Here is a 22,747-nt window from a genome sequence, read left to right as displayed (position 1 = left end):
CGCGATGAAACGTCTGATGTTGATCGGCCCCAGCCAGTGCGGCAAAACCTCGCTGACCCAGGGCCTGCGCGGCGAAGCGCTCCATTATAAGAAAACCCAGGCGATTGAATGGTCGCCGATGGCCATCGACACGCCGGGCGAATATCTGGAGAACCGCTGCCTTTATAGCGCTCTGTTGACCAGCGCCTGCGAGGCCGACGTTATCGCTCTGGTGCTGAACGCCGACGCCCAGTGGTCGCCGTTTTCTCCGGGTTTTACCGCTCCGATGAACCGCCCGACGATTGGTCTGGTCACTAAAGCCGACCTTGCCGATGCGCAGCGGATATCGCTAATCGGCGAGTGGCTCAGGCAGGCTGGCGCCCAGCAGATTTTTATCACCAGCGCGCTGAATAATCTGGGTCTTGATGCCGTGCTGGATTTTCTGAATTCGAAGGAACCTTTATGTCTTACAAAATAATGGCCATTAATGCCGGCAGTTCATCGTTAAAATTCCAGCTGCTGGAGATGCCTCAGGGCGATATGCTCTGCCAGGGATTGATCGAGCGTATCGGCATGGCAAACGCCCAGGTGACCCTCAAAACGCCGGCGCAAAAATGGCAGGAAACGGCGCCCGTAGCCGATCACCGTGAAGCCGTCACCCTGCTGCTGGAAAAGCTCCTCGACCATCGGATTATCCAGAGTTTGCAGGATATCGATGGCGTCGGCCACCGCGTGGCGCACGGCGGGGAGCGCTTTAAAGATTCGACGCCGGTGACCGATGAGACCTTAGCGGAAATCGAGCGCCTGGCGGAGCTGGCCCCGCTGCATAATCCGGTCAACGCGCTGGGCATTAAAGTTTTCCGCCAGTTGCTGCCCGACGCGCCGTCGGTGGCGGTGTTTGATACCGCTTTTCACCAGACGCTGGACGAGCGCGCGTTTATCTATCCGCTGCCCTGGCGCTACTACAGCGAGTTGGGCATTCGCCGTTACGGCTTCCACGGCACCAGCCACAAGTACGTTAGCGCGACGCTGGCGGAAAAGCTGGGCGTACCGTTGAGCGCTCTGCGCGTGGTGTGCTGCCATCTCGGCAACGGCAGCAGCGTTTGCGCAATCAAAGGCGGGCGCTCGGTTAACACGTCAATGGGCTTTACGCCGCAGTCCGGCGTGATGATGGGCACCCGCAGCGGCGATATCGATCCGTCGATTCTACCGTGGCTGGCGCTGCATGAGGGAAAAACGCCGGAGCAGCTTAATCAGCTGCTGAATAACGAGTCCGGCCTGCTGGGGGTTTCCGGCATCTCGCACGATTATCGCGATGTCGAGCAGGCGGCGGACAGCGGTAATCGTCAGGCAGCCCTGGCGCTCTCGCTGTTTGCCGAGCGCATTCGCGCCACCATCGGCAGTTATATTATGCAGATGGGCGGCCTGGACGCGCTGATCTTTACCGGCGGCATCGGCGAAAACTCCGCCCGCGCCAGGAGCGCCATCTGCCATAACCTGAATTTCCTCGGGCTCTCGGTCGATGAAGAGAAAAACCAGCACAACGCTACCTTTATTCAGGCCGAAAATGCGATGGTCAAAGTGGCGGTCATCAATACCAATGAAGAGCTGATGATTGCCCGCGATGTGATGCGCCTGGCGCTTCCCGAAGCGCAGACATTAACCGTTTCAGCCTGAGCTCGCCGCCAGGCAAATTGCGGTGAATCATGGAAATAGCGGGATCGGCATGACACTATGCGCTTAACATTCTGAAAACTTTACCCTAAATAATTCAGTTCACAGGACAAAGCACTGGTGCTTTGAACAGCGCTTGCGCTGGCCCCGTAGGGGCGAGGCCGCAGGCCGAGTAACGCGGCAAACGAGTGAGTCCCCAGGAGCTTACATAAGTAAGTGACTGGGGTGAATGAGAGCAGCCAACGCCCCTGTAGCTTGAAGTATAACGGGTAAAAAGGTGAATACGTGGCCGTAGCACAATGCCCCGCCTCCTGTGGGGAACTCATCCAGGGCTGGATCCTCGGCAGCGAGAAGCTGGTCTCCTGCCCCGTTGACTGGTACAGCACCGTCGAGGTGGACTACGGTTCGCCTCGGGCGGATGAACGTCCGCTGGCGCGGGCGATGGTCGACCAGTTGCTGAGCTACTGGCGTTATCCGCCGGCGCTGAGCAAGGAGATTCGGATCGATATCTGCTCCACGATTCCGGTTGCCAAAGGTATGGCCAGCAGCACCGCGGACATCGCCGCGACGGCGGTAGCCGCCGCGCATCATCTCGGCCATCCGCTGGATGAACCCACCCTCGCCCGGCTCTGCGTCTCCCTCGAGCCCACCGACAGCACTCTGTTTCGTCAGCTCACCCTGTTCGACCACAACACCGCCGCCACGCAGATTGCCTGTGACAGCCAGCCTCGGCTCGATCTGCTGGTGCTGGAAAGCCCCGCCACGCTGCTGACCACCGATTACCACCGACTTCCCCGGCTTGAAAAGCTGCACGCCCACTCCGCGTCTCTGCAGCTAGCCTGGGAGAAAGTTCAGCTGGCCTGCGAGACGGATAATCCCCGGCGGATGGGAGAGGCCGCGACGCTTAGCGCCGTCGCCAGCCAGCATCTGTTACCAAAGCCGGGGTTTGATACGCTGCGGGGGCTGGTGGAAGAGTGCGATTTATACGGTATTAACGTGGCGCACAGCGGCAGCGTGGTCGGCCTGATGCTCGACCGTCAACGTCACGACATTGAGTATTTACAGCGACGGCTGGAAGAGACGCGACTTAGCGAGCTCTGGCCCAGGCAGCACCTGCTGCGCATGGTGCAGGGCGGCGTCGAACTGCGCTAACGCTGCCGCAGCTATGCCCCGGAGGCGGTGCTACGCGCCTGTCCGGGCTACCGGACCACAGACGGCTGTAAACCCGTAGCCCTGCTAAGCGCAGCGCGAGCCGGGAAGAAGCCGCACCGATGCATTAATCCCGGCGCATTCCCCGGAGGCGGCGCTGCGCGCCTGTCCGGGCTACCGACCCGCAGACGGCTATGAACCCGTAGCCCGGTCATACAGCAGCGCCACCGGGAAGAACCGCAGACGAACAATAGCGGCAGACATCTACTCGTTAAATACCCGCCTGAAGGCCGTCAGCAGCCGGGTATTTTCCTGCTGGCTGCGGATCGCGACGCGAAAGTAGCGCCCGTCGAGCCCTGGATAATTGGCACAGCTGCGGATCAGGATGTGCTGCTGCAGCATCGCGTATTGCAGATCCAGATCCGCAACGTCGCAGCGCAGAAACAGATAGTTTGCCTGTCCGGGATAGACCGTCAGGCCGGGAATATGGCGCAGTTGATGATAAAAGCGCTGCCCTTCCTCCGCCAGCCACTGCCAGGTTTTCTGCTGGTAGGCGCTATCCTGGAGAATGATCTCCCCCGCCAGGGCGGCAAAAGCATTTATCGACCACGGCATCTGGCGCTCGCGCATTCTTGCCACCGCCCGCGCATCGCCATTGACCAGATACCCCAGGCGCAGGCCGGGTATGGCATAAAATTTGGTGAGCGAACGCAGCACCCACACGTGCGGATTGTGGGCCAGAAGCGGAATAAATCCCGGCTCATCGGGGATAAAATCGATAAACGCCTCATCGAGGATCAGGGCGATGTCCAGCGACTGACAGCGTTCAGCAATCAGCGCCAGCAGTCGACGATCGGGCAGCAGGCCGGTTGGATTGTTCGGCGTGCAGAGAAATAAGCAGTCCAGATCCGGCGTCAGGGCGTCAAGAATCGCTCCGGTGAGCTGCCAGCCATCCTCCTCGCGCAGCAGAAATTCCCGCACCGCGCACTCCACCGACTGCAGCGCCCGGCGATATTCGGCAAAACCCGGAGTGACGATCATCGCCTGGCGCGGTTTCAGCCCCTGAACCAGGGTAAAAATCGCTTCAGTTTCGCCGTTTCCTGCAAGGATCGACGACGCAGGAATATGATGATGTTCCGCCAGCGCAAGGTGCAGCTGCTGATACTCAACGTCGGGATAGCGTTCAGCGCAGTCCATATTGTTGAGGATTGCGCGCTTTAAACTTTCCGGCATCCCCAGCGGGTTGATGTTGGCGCTAAAATCCAGCAACTGCTCCGCAGAGATGCCCATAAGCGCGGCGGCTTCGCGAATATTGCCGCCGTGCGCGCTCTTTAATAGAGCCATTTCACTTTCCTGTTGCGTTATCCTCGCCTTGCCAGCGTCGCGCCGTCGGCGAAGTAGGCTTTAATCCCTGCCAGAATCGACTCTGCAACCTGCTGCTGGAATTTCGCCGTTTTCAGTTTACGCTCTTCTTCGATGTTGCTGATAAACGCGGTTTCCACCAGGATCGATGGAATATCCGGCGCTTTCAGCACCGCGAAGCCCGCCTGCTCAACCTGATTCTTGTGCAGGTTATTAATATTTCCCATCTTTTCCAGCACCGCCTTGCCAAACTTCAGGCTGTCGGCAATGGTCAACGACTGCACCATGTCGAACATCGTGTGGTCGACGTAGCGATCGCCGCTTTTGCTGACGCCGCCGATCAGATCCGAGGCGTTCTGGGTCTGAGCCAGATATTTAGCCGCGGTACTGGTAGCCCCTTTGGTTGACAGGGCAAATACCGACGAGCCGCTCGGCTGACGGCTGGTAAACGCATCGGCGTGAATAGAGACAAACAGGTCGGCGCGCTGCTTCTGCGCTTTGGCGACGCGAACCTTCAGCGGGATAAAGACATCCTCGTTGCGGGTCATATAGACCTTCATGTTGCCCTCTTTCTCGATCAGCGCGCGCAGCCGTCGGGCTATCTGCAGCACCACGTCTTTCTCGCGGGTGCGGTATTTACCGACGGCGCCGGAATCCTCGCCGCCGTGTCCGGGATCGAGCATGATAACGATAGGCCGATCGCGCCCGGCTTTACCCGGTTTCGGCCCGCTCTCCGCAGGCGGAACCTGCCGCTGCAGATCGCCTTTATTGTAATCCTCGAGCAGCGCCAGCAGCGGATCCTGCACGTCGGTCGCGTTGGAAGGGTAGAGATCCATGACCAGACGCTCTTTAAAACCGGCGACCGGAGCGAGCGCGAACAGCTGCGGTTTTACGTTCTGTTTCAGCTCGAACACCATGCGTACGGTTTGCGGGTCGAATTGTCCCACGCGGGCGGACTGAATATAGGGATCGTCGCTGCGAATCAGGTTACCCATGCCTTTTAGGACGGAGTTGAGGTTAACGCCTTCCAGATCCACAACCACACGTTCAGGATTACTGAGCGCAAACTGCCGATATTTCAGGATATGGTTGGACTCCACGGTGACGCGCGTGTAGGTCGATGATGGCCAGACGCGTACGGCAACCACCTGCGCCGCGGCAGCCAACCCAACCGGACTCACACTCATTAACCACATGGCGCCCGCCCCCTGTAAAAATCGGCGGCGGCTTAATCCTGACTTGTATCCCGACATGCCACTCCCAAGCAGTAAGAAATCATTCGTATTTAAAACAAACAGATTGACCAGAAACTTTAACGAAAGGCGCATAACCTGTCATCTATAAAAGGGTAAACAATCTTTGACACCCTGATTTGGCTCACACTGTTTTCTCGGTTGCGCGAGAAATTGGAGCTTGCGTTTGCCGGCAAAACAGAATAAAAATACATTAATTACGAATAATCATGCATTGAGGTTGTGTCATGGTGAAGGAACGTCGCACCGAACTGGTAGAGGGATTCCGCCATTCTGTCCCCTATATTAACGCCCATAGAGGTAAAACGTTTGTCATCATGCTGGGCGGGGAAGCCATCGAGCATGATAATTTCTCTAGCATAGTCAACGACATTGGCCTGCTTCACAGCCTGGGAATTCGTCTGGTAGTGGTCTATGGCGCCCGTCCGCAGATCGACGCCAACCTGGCGGAGCACCGTCACGAACCGGTCTATCACAAACAAACCCGAGTGACTGACGCCAAAACGCTCGAGCTGGTTAAGCAGGCGGCGGGTATGCTGCAGCTGGAAATTACCGCTCGCCTGTCGATGAGCCTCAACAACACCCCGCTGCAGGGCGCCCACATCAACGTGGTCAGCGGCAATTTCATTATCGCGCAGCCGTTAGGCGTGGATGACGGCGTGGATTACTGTCACAGCGGGCGCATTCGGCGCATCGATGAAGAAGCCATTCACCGTCAGTTGGATAACGGCGCGATTGTGCTGATGGGCCCGGTTGCGGTGTCGGTCACCGGCGAAAGCTTTAACCTGACCTCCGAAGAGATTGCAACCCAGCTGGCGATTAAGCTCAAAGCCGAAAAGATGATTGGCTTCTGCTCGTCACAGGGGGTGTACAACCAGGATGGCGAGATCGTCCCCGAGCTATTCCCTAACGAAGCCCAGGCGCGGGTTGAAGAGATGGAAGCGGACGAAGACTACAGCTCCGGTACCGTGCGCTTCCTGCGCGGCGCGGTGAAAGCCTGCCGCAGCGGCGTGCGCCGCTGCCACCTGATTAGCTATCAGGAAAACGGCACTCTGCTGCAGGAGCTGTTCTCACGCGACGGTATCGGCACTCAGATAGTGATGGAGAGCGCCGAGCAGATCCGCCGCGCCACCATTAACGACATCGGCGGCATCCTCGAGCTGATAAGCCCGCTGGAGCAGCAGGGCATTCTGGTCAGGCGTTCTCGCGAACAGCTGGAGATGGAAATCGATAAGTTCACCATTATTCAGCGCGACAACACCACCATCGCCTGCGCCGCGCTCTATCCTTTCCCGGAAGAGAAGATCGGCGAAATGGCCTGCGTGGCGGTGCATCCGGACTACCGCAGCTCATCGCGCGGCGAAGTGCTGCTCGAACGAATTGCCGCGCAGGCGAAGCAAATGGGCCTCAGCAAACTGTTTGTTCTGACAACCCGCAGCATTCACTGGTTCCAGGAGCGCGGATTTACGCCGGTAGACGTTGACCTGCTGCCGGAGAGCAAAAAAGAGATGTACAACTATCAGCGCCGCTCCAAGGTGTTGATGGCAGACCTGGCCTGATTCTCTCCCCGGAAAGCGCACGGCTGACCGGGGAAAACATCACTGAGCGGAAAAAATATCCGCCAGGCCGCTGCGTCGTTCGGTACGCGCGACAACCGCCTGGGTCAGTACCTGCTCATCGGCATAGATCGACAGCTGCCGTTTCGCGCGAGTTATAGCGGTATAAACCAGCTCGCGGGTCACCAGCGGCACGCTGCGCGAAGGCAGGATCAGCGCCGCGTGATCGAACTCCGACCCCTGCGATTTATGCACCGTCATCGCCCAGGCGGTATCATGCTCCGGCAGACGACTTGGCTGTACCGACTTGATGCTGCCATCAGGCATCGGGAACCAGACGCGCAGGTCACCACCTCTTTCCAGCGCGATACCGATATCGCCGTTAAACAGCCCCAGCGCGCTGTCGTTGCGCGAGATCATCACCGGCCGACCTTCATACCAGCGCGAATGGCGCGGTAACGTAATCGCCCGCTTGCGGTTGAGCATCTGCTCCAGCTGTTCATTAACTCCACTGACGCCATACGGGCCCTCGCGCAGCGCGCACAACAGCTGGAATTCGCCAAAAGCGGCGATCATCTCTTCGGGCTCTGCCCGAGCGCGCAGCAGCTGCAGGAAGCGGCCGTAGCCCGCCTGCGCCTGATTCAGCATAGCTTCATACTCTTCGGTGGCGCTCAGCGGATACAGAGCGATATCGTCAAATGACTGGCGTAGCGTTGCGCGTACCGCGCTACGATCGCCGCTGTTCACCGCCCAGGCCAGCTGGCCGATACCGGAATGGCGACCGAAACGGTAGCTTTTCTGCAGCAGGCACAGGCTATCGCGGAGCGAACCGGCCATATTACCCTCGCCTGCCGGAACCGGCTGGCCGGTTAACCGGGCGAGCTGCGTCGCCCGCTCCGGGGTATAGCCTGCATTAACCCACGCGCAGATATCGCCGAGCACGGCCCCGGCCTCGACCGAAGCCAGCTGATCGCGGTCGCCAAGGAAAATCACCCTTCCGTGCTCAGGCAGCGCATCGATCAGGCGCGACATCATCGGCAGGTCAATCATTGAGGCTTCATCGACCACCAGCACATCAAGATGCAGCGGGTTTCCGCTGTGATAGCGCATCCGCTGGCTTCCCGGCTGCGCGCCCAGCAGGCGATGGAGGGTACTGGCTTCGGTGGGCACCAGCGCCTTTTGTTCGTCGGTGAGAGGAAGACGGCGCAGCGCAGCGCCAAGGGACTCGGTCAGGCGCGCCGCGGCTTTACCGGTCGGCGCAGCCAGGCGAATACGGCAGCGCGGGCTGGAGAAGGTCTGGATCAGCGCGGCCAGGAGTTTAGCGACGGTCGTGGTTTTACCGGTGCCCGGTCCGCCGGAAATTACCGAAATCCGCCGGGTCAGGGCGACAGCAGCCGCCACTTTTTGCCAGTCAATTTCCTCTGCGGGCGGAAACAGCGCGTCGAGCGTCGCTGCCAGCCGGGCTTCATCCACCTCCAGCACCTGATTGGCTTCATTGAAAAAGCGCGCGACGGTTAATTCGTTGCGCCACATGCGGTTAAGGTAAAGCCGATCGCCGCAGAGAATCATCGGCGCTGGCCGCTCTCCGCAGCTGACGGCCTCGGAATCATTGAGCAGCGGCAGCCAGCCGTCCGGCGCGCCGGTCAGTTCAAGAATTTGCTCGCTCAGGCCACCTGCTTTAGCCTTCAACAGTTCATCATCGACAAGACGCGAAATCGGCAGACAGACGTGCCCTTCACCAGCATCGCGACTGAGGATCGCCGCGACCAGCTTCACCGCCGGATGCGCTTCTTGCGCCACCATTAGCGCAAACTGAACGTCCAGCGGGCGCAGCAGTCGCTGCTCAACCGCCTGTAGCAATAGTTCATCCAGGTTCATAGCGCCACCTCCTGAGTTTCTCCAGCAAACAGCGCATCAAGGCCGTCAATCAGCGGTCGCGCCGGACGAGTGGTAAAAATACCCTGCCCGCCGTCCTGTCCATCCATACCGCGTAAAAAGAGATAAATGACGCCGCCAAAGTGGCGTTCGTAATCATAATCGGCAATACGGTGGCGCAAATAACGGTGCAGCGCCAGGCTGTAGAGCTGATACTGCAAATCGTAACGATGGGTGCGCATAGCCTGCATCATCGCTTCCTGGGTATAGGCCTCGCGATCTTTCCCCAGCCAGTTGGATTTGTAATCCAGCAGGTAATAGCGGCCGTTATGGCGAAATACCAGGTCAATAAAGCCTTTCAGCATACCGCGCACCTGGCGGAAATCGAGCATGGGGGTATCGACGGAGAGCGGATCGTACTGACGAATTAGCGCATCCAGGCGCAGCGGATCCAGAGGCTGCTCGATGGGCAGATAAAAAGCCATCTCCACCTGTTTATCACGCTCGCTAAGCTGATTCAGCGCGATCTCCGCGCCAGGGAGACGGGTACGCAGCACGCCGTCGAGCCATTCGGTCAGTACTGGGGCCCATTTCTCCTCGAAGCCGCTAAGCTGGAGCTTTTCCGCCATCCAGTCGGCGGGGACCGGCTGGGTGAAATCAATATCTTCAAACAGGATGTGCAGAAACGTGCCTGGCGATGCTCCGCGCGGGAAGTGGTGCGGCGTAAGCTGCGGTTCTTCCGCCACATCGCCGACGCCTGCGGCATCAATATCCAGACGCGGTAAAAGGTCCTGCGCCGCGCTGTGTCCGTTTTGCTGCAGGCCGGAGTAGCTGGTGACGCGCCAGTCATCGCTCACCGAACGCTCAAGCAGACGCGCGGAGAGCGGCGGCAGCGCCGACTGTGGAGCCTGCCAGGGCGTCTGCGTCGTCGTCGCGGGGAGCTGCAGGGCGATATCCCCGCTGCAAAACGCCTGCAGTCGCGCCGTTAGCCCTGCGGCGTCCATCGCTTCTCCGCCCTGCAGCAGCCGCCCCAGCGCGCTGTGGTGAAAATCGCTGGCGCCGGGCTTGTCGCTGCGGCGGGGGCTAAGCGGCGCAACGCCCAGGCTGCAGTGCCAGACTGCCCGGGTCAGCGCAACGTACAGCAGACGTAAGTCTTCGGCCAGACGTTCGGCCTCAGCCAGCTCCATGCTGCCCTCATCCTGGCCCAGATCGAGCACGGCGGCAAAGGAGGTTCTGTCGTGATAAAACGCCTGATCCTGTTTGCGAAAACGCGCGATAAACGGCAGCCAGACCAGCGGATACTCCAGCCCTTTCGATTTATGGATGGTGACGATCTGCACCAGATGCTTGTCGCTTTCCAGGCGCATCTGCTGGCTGGAGGCGTTGCTATCCGGCTCGGCGATATGCTGCGCCAGCCAGCGCACCAGCGCATGTTCGCTCTCCAGCTGGTTCGCCGCCTCCTGAAGCAGCTCACTGATATGCAGGATATCGGTCAGGCGCCGCTCGCCGCCGTTGGTCGCCAGCAGGTTTTCTGCAATGCGCCGCGCGGTCATCAGCGCGCGCAGCATCGGCATAACGCCGCGCTGCCGCCAGACTTGCCGGTAGCCGCTAAACTCTTCTACCAGCTCATCCCACGCCCGTTCGTTCTGGTTGAGGTTTTCGATATCCTGCGCGTTAAGACCGAACATTGAGGTCGCCAGCGCGCTGCGCAGGGTATTCTCGCGCTCGGGGGCCAGCACCGCCTGCAGCAGCCACAGCAGCTCCTGCGCCTCCGGCGTTTCAAACACGCTATCGCGGTTGGAGAGATAGACGGAAGGTATCGACAGCAGCTGGAGGGCATCGCGAATTAACGACGCCTCCTGACGATTGCGCACCAGCACCGTGATGTCTGAAGCCCGCACGGGTTCAGCTTTTTCACCGCGCCACAGCAGCGCCTTGCCCTGCTGGCCCGCGCTTAGCCAGTCACGAATTTGCGCCGCGCACAGCTGGGCCATAAACGTCTGATAATCCCCTGCGCCCACGGCCTCGCCCGGCATCAGCCAGATATTCATCGCCGGAACCGCCGTATCATCAACGGTAAAGCGCAGCCCCTGATTTTTCTCGGCCGATTTCACCGGCAGAAACGGGATTTCGCGAAACATAAAAGGGTTATCGCTGAGGCTAAACAGGCGATTGACGCTGTCAACCATCCCCGGGGCGGAGCGCCAGTTGGTATCGAGCGTATAGTGAGCGGTGACGTCTCCACGCGCTTTCATGTAGGTAAAGATATCCGCGCCGCGGAAGGCGTAAATAGCCTGTTTAGGGTCGCCAATCAGCAACAGCGCGGTATCCGCCTGCCGCCAGATGCGGCGAAAGATTCGGTACTGCTGCGGGTCGGTATCCTGAAACTCATCGATCATCGCCACCGGGAAGCGCTGACGAATCGCGCTGGCCAGCGCTTCTCCGCTCTCTCCGCGCAGGGCGTCATCCAGGCGGCTAAGCATATCGTCAAATCCCAGCTCGCCGCGGCGGCGTTTTTCCCGCGCGACCGCCTCGCGGATTTCAACCATCGCCCTGGCGATCACCAGATCGGTCAGGGTTAACGGTGTCGCCAGCAGCGCTTCTATCGCGCTGAACAGCGGGTGTACCGGCGGTGCGCCGTCCGCTTTGGTGCGCTCAAGCAAGAAGGGCTGAGAGAACTTTTCCAGCGCATCCGGCAGCTGGTAGCTCAAAGTCTCTTCCTGGGCCCAGGCGGTCACTTTTTCCAGCCATTTGGCCTGATTGCCGCGATTGAACTTGCGCCGGTCGAGACCGGAGGTTTCCAGTACCGTCTCAATCTCGCTCACCTGTTCCAGCCACTGCTGTTTGACCGCGTTAATGCGTTCAATAATTTGCTGATGGCGTTCGGCCAGCGTTTCTTCAGCAGGGGGCGGAGATTTTAGCTGCGGCGCCTCTCCTTGCAGCCAGCGGTCGATGGATTTCAACAGGTCGCGCGGCCCTTTCCACGCCTCGTGGATAACCGCAGCAATTTCGCGCGGCAGCGGGTAGCAGTGGCGACGCCAGAAGTCGGCGCAGGCCTGATAGCGCAGGCGGGATTCATCTTCAATCAGCTGCAGTTCGAACAGCATGCCGGACTCAAAGGCGTTAAGGCTCAGCATCCGCTGGCAGAACCCGTGAATGGTAAATACCGCTGCTTCATCCATCTGGCGTTCGGCCAGCAGCAGCGTTTGCGCCGCCTGGGCTTTATCGTCAATTTCCGCCAGCAGCCCGGCATAAAGAGGATTGTCGGTGCTTTCGCGCAGGCAGGCGATCCGCAGCTCGTGGATATTGCTGCGGATACGTCCGCGCAGCTCTTCGGTCGCCGCTTCGGTAAAGGTCACCACCAGCAGCTCTTCCACGCTGATCTGCCGGGGGAAAGCGGATTCACCACCCAGCCCCAGCAACAGCCGCAGATAGAGCGCGGCGATGGTAAACGTTTTTCCGGTGCCCGCAGAGGCTTCTATCAGGCGCTCGCCCGTCAGGGGCAAGCGCAGTGGGTCAAGAGACTCGGCGGTGTCGGTCATTCATTCTCTCGCATCAGGGGTAAGGATTTCTGCAACGCGCTGACGTTCTCCCAGACTTTGCCATCCTGCGGATGCGCGTATTCCGCCTTGCCATTCTGGCTACCGGAAACCTGGGAGAGAATTGCCATGCCCTGCGGATCCACCACCGTCTGATGGAAGAAGTCGGCAAGCTTTTGCGGCGTCAGCAGTTTAATCTGAGCCACTACTTTATCACGTGAATCGAAGCGCATATTACCGCGATCGAAATCTTTGCTCAGCTTCGATGCTTCATCGCCCAGCGTTTGCGGCGCCTCCAGCATCTGACTGATGACCGTCTGCTGAATCTGCGCAAACTCTTCCGGCTTCATCGCCCGCAGTTTGGCTTCCGCCGTGGGGAAGAAGGCCTGGAAGCGCTGCCAGAGGAAAGCCGGCTGCTTATCGTTGCTTTGCAACAGGAAGCCCATTCCCCACTGGCGGCCCACGTTCATCGAGAAGGCGAAGACCGCGTATCCCAGCTGCTCTTCCGTACGCAGCTGGTTGTAGAACCACGGCTGGACGATCTGCCCGAGAAGCGAGCTGGCAGCTGAGCTGGCGTATTCGTCCAGGTTCGGCGGCGCGAAGACAGCGGCAAGGGCGGAGTCGGTGCTGTTACCCGCTTTCTCAAAAATCGCCAGCTGCTTGCGATCAACCAGTACGTCTTTGTTGCGGCACCATTCGTTGCCGTCCGCCCCCAGCTGTTTTTGGATCTGGCGGGCCATCGCCGTTGACCGTTCGGCGGTAAGGTTACCGATGACCAGCAGCTCCGGTCGCCCTTTCGCCTTGAGGTTATCGCGATACTCCAGCACCTCTTTCAGCGTAATCGACGGCAGCAGCGCCCGGCGATCTTCACGCTGAAAGTACGGCACCTGTGAAACCATCTGAATCGGCATGATCGCCTGATCGTAGGCTTTGCCTTTGTCCGCCGAATCCATCATCTGCGCGTACCAGGATTTGGCCTGCTCCAGCTGCTCTTCGGTTGGCGTATAGCTAAAGTAACCGTCCAGCAGGGCGTTAAACAGCTCTGGCAGATGCTGCGTATAGCCGTTGGCGTTAACCATCAGCCCGTTATTTGCACCGGTAGAAAAGCTGATGCCCCCAACCGCAGCCTGGTTGCTGAGCTGATCGAGCGCGATACCCGCCAGATAATCATTGAGGGCAAACATCACCTGACGGCGGGCGCTGTCCATCGCCTGCGGGTTACGCAGCACCAGCGATATATCCGCTTTTGGTTCGCTGGCGAAGTACTGACTCGGCGCGTAGATCACCCGCAGCGTCGGTTCATCGACAATCAGCTGCGGATGCGGGTAAGCCTTATCGCTTTTGATTAAGCTAAAATCGTCCGGAATATAGGGGTTCAGCACCGGCAGCTTGAGATCGATAGCGCTGGACTTCTGCTGCCAGTCGGCAAAAGTCTGCTCGCTAATTTTATCCACCTGATAGGGCGCATTAACGAAGTAGGCGGTCTTGTTATGCGGCTCTTTCGGGCTGATGTACCAGATACGGGCATTTTGCGGCGTCATCATCGCCAGACGGTCTTTGATCGCCTGCGGATCGTAGCGATCGGCGATGTTAACTACGTCCAGGGTATGTTCGACCGGCACGCGGATCATGGTGTCCGCCAGCCATTCGACGTAATCCATATTGCGGTTGATGGACGGGTAGCGGAAGTCGAGCGCCAGCACGTGGGCCAGTTCATCAAAATAGCGTTTATCAATTCCCTGGCTACGCAGCAGATTGAGGTAGCTGAAGATGGCCGCGGTCACTTCATCGCGGTGCGCCAGGCCTTTGTCCGTCAGAGTAGCAGAAATAGCCAGCACCCCGCTGTTGCCGTTGACAACCGGGTCGGAGTCCGCGCGAATACCCTCAGCCAGCCCCTGCTTTTGCAGCCAATCAGAGAGCGTGCCGGGGCTGCGATTACCGATCATATAGGTCACCAGCTCGTCGGTTTTGCTGCGGAACTGGTCGCTATTGTTATCAATGCGGAACTCCACGCGCAGGACTTTACGCGGCATCGCCGGGACATAGTGAATGATGATGCCCTTCTGCGCATCGGTCACCACCGGGACGGTTATTTCCGGTTTGCTGATATCGTGGTTCGGCACGCGGCCGTAGGTGGCCGCCGCGATACTTGCCAGCTCCGGCAGAGGCTTGTTGCTGTAGATCACCGCCTTCATCAGGTTGGCGGAATACCAGCTATCGCGAAAGGCGTGCAGGGCATCAAGCACCGGCTTGCCGGGCTTGTCGCTCAGCGTTTCAAGGTTACCGCCGGAAAACTGCGAGCCGGGGTGCGCCGGGTTAATGGTTTCTGCGCTGACCTGCGCCATCCGCATCCCGTCGCGGCTGCGCGCCATCGTCAGCTCGGCGTTGACCGCATTACGCTCGCGGTCGGCATATTTTTTATCCAGCAGCGGAGCGGCGATGGCGTCGGCCAGGCGATCGACCACGCCGTCCAGAGCATCGTTTTCTACTTCAAGATAGAAGGCAGTGCGGTACGGAGCGGTACTGGCGTTATGGCTGCCGCCGTGCATTTTGAGATATTCGGCGAGGCTATCCGGCTGCGGGTACTTTTTCGACCCCATCAGCGTCATATGCTCCAGGAAGTGGGCCAGTCCCTGATGCTCAGCGGGGTCCTGCAGCGACCCCACGGGAACGACCAGCGCCGACAGCGATTTTACCGCCTGGGGATCTGAAACCAGCAGCACCACCATGCCGTTATCGAGGCGGATCGCCTGATATTGACGGGTATCTTTGTCGCTTTTACGGATGGTTTCCTGAATCGGTTGCCATCCGGTGTCTGCCTGACTTAACGGCGCCCAGAGGGCGGCCAGTAAAACAATAACCTTGAACCATAAACTGCGGGGCATTCACGGACCTCATCATTAACAAACCTGGCGCTGCACGCTATGCAGCCTTTATAAAACATCAGTCCGTGATTGGTTGCGCATCATAAATGAAGTGCCATCTATTGCGCAATTTTTATACTATTACAATGTTATTCGGACTGATGAAAACGAAACACCGGTAGCAAATAACGCTGCGTTTGCGTAAGGATCTCTTCATAGTATTCCGGCTCCAGGGTGCGCCACAGGCGCTGATACCAGACGTCGGCACCTTCGCCTCTGACCACCATGTTCCCTTCATAAGCCTGAAGAAATTTACTGCGCGCTTTTTGCTGCGTCTCTTCGTCCATTAACATGACATTCTTTTCGGCGTCATAACAGACTTTTAGCCATGCGCCGCCGCTTTCCGGCAGCAACAACAGCGGTTTTGACATTCCCTGTAGGTAACCGTCAACGAGCTCATTCAGGTATTCCTGGGCCTGTTCCTGCGCCAGCGGGGGAAAGCGCCACTCGCCTTCTTTGCGCACAAACAGCCGACTTTCGCCGCGACCGCCGCTAGCACAATAGACAAGATGCTCCAGCCAAAGTTGCATTCCCTGCGCCACGCTTAATAACGATGGCCGCCAGCGCAGCAAACCGTCGGATTGTACCTGCTGTAGCCAGCCAGTAATGTTGACTCCGTTACATTGCAAATCGATTTCCATGCTCTGCCCCGGTTGACGGCAGGCTATTACCCGCTCTGCCAGGTTCTGCATCTCCTGACGCTGCGTTTCCCAGGCCAGTTCGCCGAATGCGCCATAGGGTAGCTCCCCGGCGGCACGAAAACGGCGATACATTGCCGAGGCGTCCTGCTGCTCAATCAGCGTATTAAGCAACTGCTGGTTCAACTGATAGCGGCTCAGTCCTTCGAGGGTAAAAGGTTCATCGTCAGGGATCTCGCTCTCTTCCGAGCGGAAATTCACCCGCAGCCGCTGCTGAAAGAAGGCGCGTACCGGATGCTGCCAGAAGCGCAGCAGCTGTTCCAGAGGCAGGTGATCGAGTTCAGGGACCGGTAGCGGCTGGATAAACTCACCGTGGGCTTCCCCCTGCTGGCTGGCAGCCGCCAGCCATTCCCGGGCATAGCTTTGATCTTCGTTCGCCAGAAAATTCGCGGCATCAAAAGGCATGCGGGTATGCAGATGAGTAATATGTTCTTTAACGCGGCGCTCGCTGGCATCGCAATCCAGATCTTCGTCTCCTTCCAGGCAGTGGCTCTGACCGATATAGTCCGCCAGCTCCTGAACCAGAACCGAGGGATAGCGTTCGCTGTTATCCTGAATAGAACGGCCGATATAGCTGATATAGAGTTTCTGCTCGGCGGACATCAGGGCTTCAAGGAACAGATAGCGGTCGTCATCGCGACGGCTACGGTCGCCGCGCTGCGGCTTCTGACTCATCAGGTCAAAGCCCAGCGGCGCAAGCGTGCGCGGATAAACACCGTCGTTCATCCCCAGCAGGCAGACCACCTTGAAAGGAATCGAACGCATCGGCATCAGGGTGCAAATATTAACCGGCCCGGCGAGAAAGCGCTGGCTGATACGCTGCTGATCGAGGCGCAGGGACAGCTCATCGCGCAGCAAGGAGAGCGGTACCGTTTCGCCATACTGGGCGTCGACGCCGCCGTCAATCACCGCCTGCCACTGCTGCTCTATCAGCGCGAGGGCGGCTTCCGTTTCGCTATCCGGGAGGAAAAAGTCGTTCAGCAGATCGCGGCATACCGGTAGCCACTCGGCCAGTGGCCGCTCCTGGGCCAGCCCGCGACGCCAGAGATTAAGCTGCATCAGCAGCGATGCCAGGTTGCCCACCAGCTCGGCAATCAGCCCGCTCGACTCATCATAAGGCAGCACCGAGCGCCACTCACCCTCGCTGCTGTCCATGGCATAGCCCAATAACATGCGCGTAAGGCCAAAGCGCCAGGTATGCTGGCCGGTTGCCGGGAGGTCGAGTTCACGCACGTTGTCATCATCCATCCCCCAGCGTACGCCGGATTCGTTCACCCACTGTCGCAGGTAGCGTAGCCCCTCTTCGTCAATGTTAAAGCGCGCCGCCAGCACCGGCACGTCAAGCAGCGCCAGCACATCTTCGCTGGCAAAGCGGCTATCGGGCAGCGAAAGGAGCGTGAGAAAGGCTTGCAGCGCCGGATGCGATTCACGGGCGCGTCGATCGGAAATCGCCCACGGCAGCCAGCGTTCGCCGCTGGCGCTGCCGAAAACCGCCTGAATATACGGGCTATAGCTATCGATATCCGCCACCATGACGATAATATCGCGCGGCGTGAGCTCGGGATTCTCTTCGAGCATCGCCAGCAGCCGATCGTGCAACACCTCAACTTCTCGCTGTGGGCTATGACAAACATGAATCGTCAGGCTGCGATCGTCCGCTGCCAATGGCCGCTTGCTGCCGCTATTGGCAAACTCTTCGGCGCTGCGCCCGGCCACGGCTTCATTGCGCAGTTCGAGAATGTCCGCCTGAAGATTATGCAGCAGGTTATCCGGCACAATATCGACAAAAGCGTCCAGCTCTTCATAGCGTTCAAGACCCGCCAGCAGGTAGATATAGTCGCGCCCCAGCTTACCCCAGGAGGCCAGTAGCGGGTTGCCGACATCCTGCTCACCGGCGTCGTTGAACAGCCCCGGCGCCTGTTCCGCATCGCGGAACAGTGGCAGCTCTCGCGCCGTTTCGCGGTGGTGGCGCCGCTGGCGGGACAGCAGTTTGGCCAGAAATGCCGGATCTTTGATGTCGCCCCAGTAGTAGCGGCACGGGTTAGTGAAGAGGACATATACATCAACATGTTTACCCAGCGCCTGGAGCGCCTGCAGATACACCGGCGGCAGCGCCGATATTCCGCAAATAAAGACCCGTGATGGCAGCCCGGCGGGCGGTTGTTCGGCGTCTTCAAGCGCGCTGATAAAACGTTGGTACAAGTTGGCGCGATGCCACAGCGGCTGGCCCAGCTCGGCGGTATATTCCACCAGCGCTTTCCACAGCGGCGCCTGCCACTCCTGCGCCTCTCCCAGCCCGTCAACGCGCTGGTCAGCCTCCCAGCGCATCAGCCACTCCGGGCGATAAACCAGATACTGGTCGTAGAGATCCGCCACTCTGGCGGCCAGCTGAAACAGTTTACGCTTGTCGCTATCGTCATGCAGGTAGTGGCGCAGTAGCGTAAAAGATTCATCATTAAGCCGCTCTGGTAACAGAGTCATAAGTTTCCAGCTCATGCTTTGCTTGCTGAACGCGCTTTCTCCGGGAATATCTTTCAGCACTCGCACAAACATGTCCCAGATAAAACTGGCGGGTAGCGGGAACTCAATGTTGGCCGCAATCCCGAAGCGCTTCGCCAGCGTCATCTGCAGCCACTGCGCCATCCCGGTACTCTGCACCAGCACCATTTCCGGCATAAAAGGGTCATCCAGCCGCTGGCGCTCGACGATAAACTCCATCAAGGCTTCAAGCACATCCAGACGGTTTGAGTGGTACACCCTTAACATATTCGCTCCTGGCTACTGACTGACCGGGCAATGGAGCCGGGTCATCTGCGCCCGCCTGGCTGCGGGCATCGTGATCGTTACCGTGATGCTGACACATCTTTGCATCGATGTCTGCATACGGGATATCTGGTGGCCCCCGGCAATCGCCGGAGGGCTAAGCTGACCAAATCGCCACGCATCGCGCCACAGCTGACGGTACTGGGTGAGCTGCATAGAACTGCTGGCCAGCCCGCGCTGATAGCCCGCCAGCGCGGTGACGGTGACGATCAGCAAGACTAAAGCCAGGAGCGTTTCCGGCAGGCTAAACCCTCTCTGCCGGCTCAGGGCATCTGGCATAGGCTCACCTCCTTTAACGGGCAAAAATCGCTCCAGCCGTGCGGTGAAAAATGGACGCGGTTTTGTTCCACAGCGCCCGACTGCCACAGCAGCATTCTGCCACCGCCGCTGCTGCCAATGAGCAATACCGAGGCGTCGCTAAAGATCCTCAGACAGGCGCGCCAGTCGAGTGCAGCCTTCTGCTGGCAGCTAACCGCTTCTTGCAACGGCCAGGTCAGCGTTTTTCCCCACTGCAGCGCGGAATGCGCATCAGCGGCGTCGCGAAGCGCCCGCGTTTCGCTGGCCGTCTGCGCTAACAGCGAACGCTGCTGCTGGTGCAGCCCCTGGAGTAACAGTGTGCCAAGCGCTAAAAGCAGTAGCACCATCAGCAGCGAAGAGAGCCCGCGCTGGCGATTCACAGGTTATACCCCGTTACGCCATATTCCGCTCGCGCGCGGATTTGCGGGTCGGCAACGGAATGCGCCGCCAGCGTTATCGACAACTCAGGCGAAAAATCCGTCTTATTCTGCCGGGTAACCTGAAAAACGGTGACCTGAATCGCCGCTGGATTGGTCATTTTCTCCCAGCCCTTGCCGCTACACTCCTCCGCCCCTCTCAGGGTTTCCAGCGCCCCGTCGCGCAGGCGAAATCCGGTAGTATCAGATTCTGATGACGGAGAGCGATTCCAGACGCCATCGCTGTTGCCATCCCAACGAATAAGCAGGCAATCGCCGCTCTCTGCGATATACAGCGGTTGCCCGCTACAGCGGCCACGGCAATAACCTGCGCGCTGCAGATGCTTCGCTACGGTGTAGATTCGCTGCCATAGTTCATTTTCCAGCGCCTGCTGCCGGGTCTGGCGAAGCGCGGCCCACTGCAGCGCCGGGAGAAAACGCGCGCTGCCGAGCAATAGCACGGAGCTAATAGCCATCGCGATCAGCGTTTCCGGCAGCGAAAAACCGCGACGTTTTACAGACATGATGCCGTCTCCTCGCCGCGGCACAGGCGGATTCGCCCCCAGTTGGAAACGATAATATTCCAGCCGCCCGCCGCGCTTTGCAGGCGGATATGTCCCGCCCAGGCGGTATTTCGCAGGCCGTAAAATCCTAGCCCCGGCGTCATCGCGCTGAGCGAAACCTCCGGCCATAGCGGCTGCAGCGTGAAAGCGTTGCTGACGCTACAGTCGTTCGTCGATCCGCTGACGCTCAGGCACCAGCCCTCCGCGCTTCGGTCGACGCTTAATACCCTGTCGCGGTTGTGCCAGTTGGCGTCATCGCGTAGCAGCACCAGATAATCGCGAACCTGGCAGGCGGTTTGCCACAGACGCTGCTGCTGTTGCCAGCTCTGCCAGCCATAAAGTCCGCTGGCGCCAAGAATGACGACGACGACCATGGTGACCAGGGTTTCAATCAGGGTATAGCCATGTTCTCTGTTCATGGCCCGAGTATGCGTAGCATTGAGGCTTTATACGAACGAGAAAATGGCGCTTTGCGTCGCGCCTCGGAGAGTATTCAAGGCGTTGCAACGGATTACAAAAGTACAGGAAATCTGCTCGCAAAAAATCCGTACGACCAGCGGCTTACAGCCGCGGCTCGGCCGGGCTGGCGCATAAAAAAACCGGCGCTCGCAGGCGCCGGTTTTCATCATGACTTCGGGGTTAAATCGCGACCGGCGCTTTAATCCCCGGATGCGGATCGTACCCTTCGATTTCGAAGTCTTCAAAGCGGTAGTCGAAAATCGACGCTGGCTTGCGTTTGATCACCAGCTTCGGCAGCGCCCGCGGTTCGCGGCTTAGCTGCAGGTGCGTCTGCTCCATGTGGTTGCTGTACAGGTGCGTGTCGCCGCCGGTCCAGACAAAATCGCCCACTTCGAGGTCGCACTGCTGGGCTACCATATGCACCAGCAGCGCGTAGCTGGCGATATTGAACGGCAGGCCGAGGAACACGTCGCAAGAGCGCTGATAGAGCTGGCAGGAGAGCTTGCCGTCGGCGACATAGAACTGGAAGAACGCATGGCACGGCGCCAGCGCCATTTTGTTCAGTTCGCCGACGTTCCAGGCCGAGACGATAATCCGACGAGAGTCGGGATCGTTTTTCAGCTGTTCCATCACCGTGCTAATCTGGTCGATGTGACGGCCGTCCGGCGCGGGCCAGGAACGCCACTGCTTGCCATAAACCGGACCCAGGTCGCCGTTTTCATCCGCCCATTCATCCCAGATAGTGACGTTGTTTTCGTGCAGATACGCGACGTTGGTGTCACCCTTCAGGAACCACAGCAGTTCATGGATGATGGAGCGTAAATGACAGCGCTTGGTCGTCACCAACGGGAATCCTTCCTGCAGGTTAAAACGCATCTGGTGGCCGAAAATAGAGACGGTGCCGGTACCGGTGCGGTCATTTTTTTGCGTGCCCTCGTCGAGCACTTTCTGCATCAAATCAAGATACTGTTTCATGGTTCCTCAAGAATTTTGTTGCTGCGGACGAGAACGGTACGCCCAGACCATCATTATGATACCCGCAAGCACCATCGGAATCGAAAGAATCTGCCCCATGCTGATGTACTGTACCCAGCCGCCGGTAAACTGCGCATCAGGCTGGCGGAAGAATTCCACGATGATGCGGAACAAGCCATAGCCGATAAGGAACAGCCCGGAAACCGAACCGGCCGGACGCGGCTTACGGATAAAGAGGTTCAGGATCAGGAACAGCACCACACCTTCCAGCGCCAGTTCATAGAGCTGCGAAGCATGACGCGGCAGCGCGCCGTAGGTATCGAACAGCGATTGCCACTCCGGATGCGATGGCAGCAGCGCCAGATCTTCCGCCCGAGAGCCGGGGAAAATCATGCTGTAGTGGAAGTTCGGATCGACGCGCCCCCACAGTTCACCGTTGATAAAGTTACCCAGACGCCCGGCGCCGAGGCCAAACGGAATCAGCGGCGCAATGAAGTCAGAAACCTGGAAGAAGGTACGCTTCGTGCGTTTGGCGAAAATGATCATCACCAGAATCACGCCGATCAGGCCGCCGTGGAAGGACATACCGCCGTCCCAGACGCGGAACAGATAGAGCGGATCGTCGAGGAACACCGGCAGGTTGTAGAAGAAGACATAGCCAAGACGCCCGCCGAGGAAAACCCCGAGGAAGCCGGCGTACAGCAGGTTTTCAACTTCGTTTTTTGTCCAACCGCTGCCCGGACGATTGGCCCGACGGGTGGCCAACCACATCGCAAAAACAAACCCAACCAGGTACATCAGGCCGTACCAGTGAAGGGAGACCGGTCCAATGGAAAAAATTACCGGATCAAACTCCGGAAAATGCAGGTAGCCACTATTCATCTGTCACCATAAAGACTTGTTATTCCGCCGAAAGTGGACAGCGGGGATCGTTCACGCGCGTCAGAAACGGGCGCTCCAAAGGCTGCGAATGATAGCATAAGCGCCAGGGGCGATCCCCGTTGGACATGTAAAAGATATGTATACGAATGCGAATTCGCGGCTGAGCATTCCCGGAGTCGGCGCGCTGCGCCTGTCCGGGCTACCCAACCCTCAGGCCGCTCGAACCTCGTCAGCGTTGTCCCGGGCCACGGCTAACGCCTTACCCGGGCTTGTATTATTAAAAAACCAGAAAGAACCGGCCTGTTCTCTCTGGTGGTGGTCCG

The 22,747-nt window shown here is 58.9% G+C and carries 17 protein-coding genes; 5 read left to right on the top strand and 12 right to left on the bottom strand.

Annotation, left to right across the window (positions count from 1 at the left end; all coding sequences use genetic code 11):
- Window positions 1-4 precede the first annotated feature (4 nt).
- The 3 genes from pduV to ABLV11_RS08170 all read left to right on the top strand — a co-directional run bounded on the left by pduV (window position 5) and on the right by ABLV11_RS08170 (window position 2,805).
- Window positions 5-457 (top strand): propanediol utilization protein PduV, encoded by a 453-nt coding sequence (gene pduV, locus ABLV11_RS08180; RefSeq protein WP_004105216.1) that lies wholly within the window; start codon window positions 5-7, stop codon window positions 455-457.
- Window positions 442-1,656 carry an acetate/propionate family kinase gene (locus ABLV11_RS08175; RefSeq protein ID WP_004105218.1) on the top strand — a complete coding sequence of 405 codons (1,215 nt, stop codon included), beginning with the start codon at window positions 442-444 and terminating at the stop codon, window positions 1,654-1,656. The genes pduV and ABLV11_RS08175 overlap by 16 nt, the downstream gene beginning before the upstream one ends.
- A 282-nt stretch (window positions 1,657-1,938) precedes the next feature.
- Window positions 1,939-2,805, top strand: a complete 867-nt coding sequence (locus ABLV11_RS08170; protein WP_004115036.1) for an L-threonine kinase — start codon at window positions 1,939-1,941, stop codon at window positions 2,803-2,805.
- A gap of 261 nt (window positions 2,806-3,066) precedes the next feature.
- Here ABLV11_RS08170 and cobD read toward each other — a convergent pair whose 3' ends face one another.
- Together cobD and amiC are read right to left on the bottom strand one after the other, a co-directional pair.
- Window positions 3,067-4,146 carry a threonine-phosphate decarboxylase CobD gene (gene cobD / locus ABLV11_RS08165; RefSeq protein WP_004105223.1) on the bottom strand — a complete coding sequence of 360 codons (1,080 nt, stop codon included), beginning with the start codon at window positions 4,144-4,146 and terminating at the stop codon, window positions 3,067-3,069.
- A 17-nt stretch (window positions 4,147-4,163) separates the two neighbouring features.
- Window positions 4,164-5,417 carry an N-acetylmuramoyl-L-alanine amidase AmiC gene (gene amiC, locus ABLV11_RS08160; RefSeq protein ID WP_348855276.1) on the bottom strand — a complete coding sequence of 418 codons (1,254 nt, stop codon included), beginning with the start codon at window positions 5,415-5,417 and terminating at the stop codon, window positions 4,164-4,166.
- A gap of 227 nt (window positions 5,418-5,644) precedes the next feature.
- Here amiC and argA point away from each other — a divergent pair, with 227 nt between their 5' ends.
- Window positions 5,645-6,976, top strand: coding sequence for an amino-acid N-acetyltransferase (gene argA / locus ABLV11_RS08155; protein ID WP_004105227.1), 1,332 nt, complete (start codon window positions 5,645-5,647; stop codon window positions 6,974-6,976).
- Window positions 6,977-7,015: 39 nt separating this feature from the next.
- Here the strand turns inward: argA and recD are convergent, their stop codons facing one another.
- The 10 genes from recD to lgt form a co-directional block, all read right to left on the bottom strand.
- Window positions 7,016-8,851: an exodeoxyribonuclease V subunit alpha gene (recD, locus tag ABLV11_RS08150; protein WP_348855275.1), complete on the bottom strand. Its 1,836-nt coding sequence runs from the start codon at window positions 8,849-8,851 to the stop codon at window positions 7,016-7,018.
- Window positions 8,848-12,390 (bottom strand): exodeoxyribonuclease V subunit beta, encoded by a 3,543-nt coding sequence (gene recB / locus ABLV11_RS08145; protein ID WP_348855274.1) that lies wholly within the window; start codon window positions 12,388-12,390, stop codon window positions 8,848-8,850. The genes recD and recB overlap by 4 nt, the downstream gene beginning before the upstream one ends.
- A complete protein-coding gene (gene ptrA, locus ABLV11_RS08140; protein ID WP_348855273.1) occupies window positions 12,387-15,272 on the bottom strand; it encodes a pitrilysin in 2,886 nt (961 codons plus the stop codon). Before ptrA ends, recB begins: the two co-directional genes overlap by 4 nt.
- Before the next feature lie 128 nt (window positions 15,273-15,400).
- Window positions 15,401-18,775: an exodeoxyribonuclease V subunit gamma gene (recC, locus tag ABLV11_RS08135; protein WP_004105236.1), complete on the bottom strand. Its 3,375-nt coding sequence runs from the start codon at window positions 18,773-18,775 to the stop codon at window positions 15,401-15,403.
- A 12-nt stretch (window positions 18,776-18,787) separates the two neighbouring features.
- Window positions 18,788-19,111 (bottom strand): prepilin-type N-terminal cleavage/methylation domain-containing protein, encoded by a 324-nt coding sequence (locus ABLV11_RS08130; RefSeq protein ID WP_004105238.1) that lies wholly within the window; start codon window positions 19,109-19,111, stop codon window positions 18,788-18,790.
- Window positions 19,096-19,509 (bottom strand): DUF2509 family protein, encoded by a 414-nt coding sequence (locus ABLV11_RS08125; protein WP_064397369.1) that lies wholly within the window; start codon window positions 19,507-19,509, stop codon window positions 19,096-19,098. The genes ABLV11_RS08130 and ABLV11_RS08125 overlap by 16 nt, the downstream gene beginning before the upstream one ends.
- On the bottom strand, window positions 19,506-20,069 hold the full coding sequence (locus ABLV11_RS08120; RefSeq protein WP_195606861.1) for a prepilin peptidase-dependent protein: 564 nt from the start codon (window positions 20,067-20,069) through the stop codon (window positions 19,506-19,508). The genes ABLV11_RS08125 and ABLV11_RS08120 overlap by 4 nt, the downstream gene beginning before the upstream one ends.
- Window positions 20,060-20,527, bottom strand: a complete 468-nt coding sequence (locus ABLV11_RS08115) for a prepilin peptidase-dependent protein (protein WP_053064399.1) — start codon at window positions 20,525-20,527, stop codon at window positions 20,060-20,062. The genes ABLV11_RS08120 and ABLV11_RS08115 overlap by 10 nt, the downstream gene beginning before the upstream one ends.
- A gap of 220 nt (window positions 20,528-20,747) precedes the next feature.
- Window positions 20,748-21,542, bottom strand: a complete 795-nt coding sequence (gene thyA / locus ABLV11_RS08110) for a thymidylate synthase (RefSeq protein WP_004105244.1) — start codon at window positions 21,540-21,542, stop codon at window positions 20,748-20,750.
- Between the two features lie 6 nt (window positions 21,543-21,548).
- Window positions 21,549-22,424: a prolipoprotein diacylglyceryl transferase gene (lgt, locus tag ABLV11_RS08105; protein ID WP_004115094.1), complete on the bottom strand. Its 876-nt coding sequence runs from the start codon at window positions 22,422-22,424 to the stop codon at window positions 21,549-21,551.
- 136 nt (window positions 22,425-22,560) lie between these two features.
- Between lgt and ABLV11_RS08100 the strand changes: the two genes are divergently transcribed.
- Window positions 22,561-22,747: hypothetical protein (locus ABLV11_RS08100; RefSeq protein WP_348855272.1), on the top strand; the 187-nt coding region annotated here is incomplete at its 3' end.

This window comes from Klebsiella sp. GW_Kp181, from assembly GCF_040062315.1.
Lineage (GTDB): Bacteria > Pseudomonadota > Gammaproteobacteria > Enterobacterales > Enterobacteriaceae > Klebsiella > Klebsiella oxytoca.
This window is presented reverse-complemented; position numbering and strand designations above follow the sequence as displayed.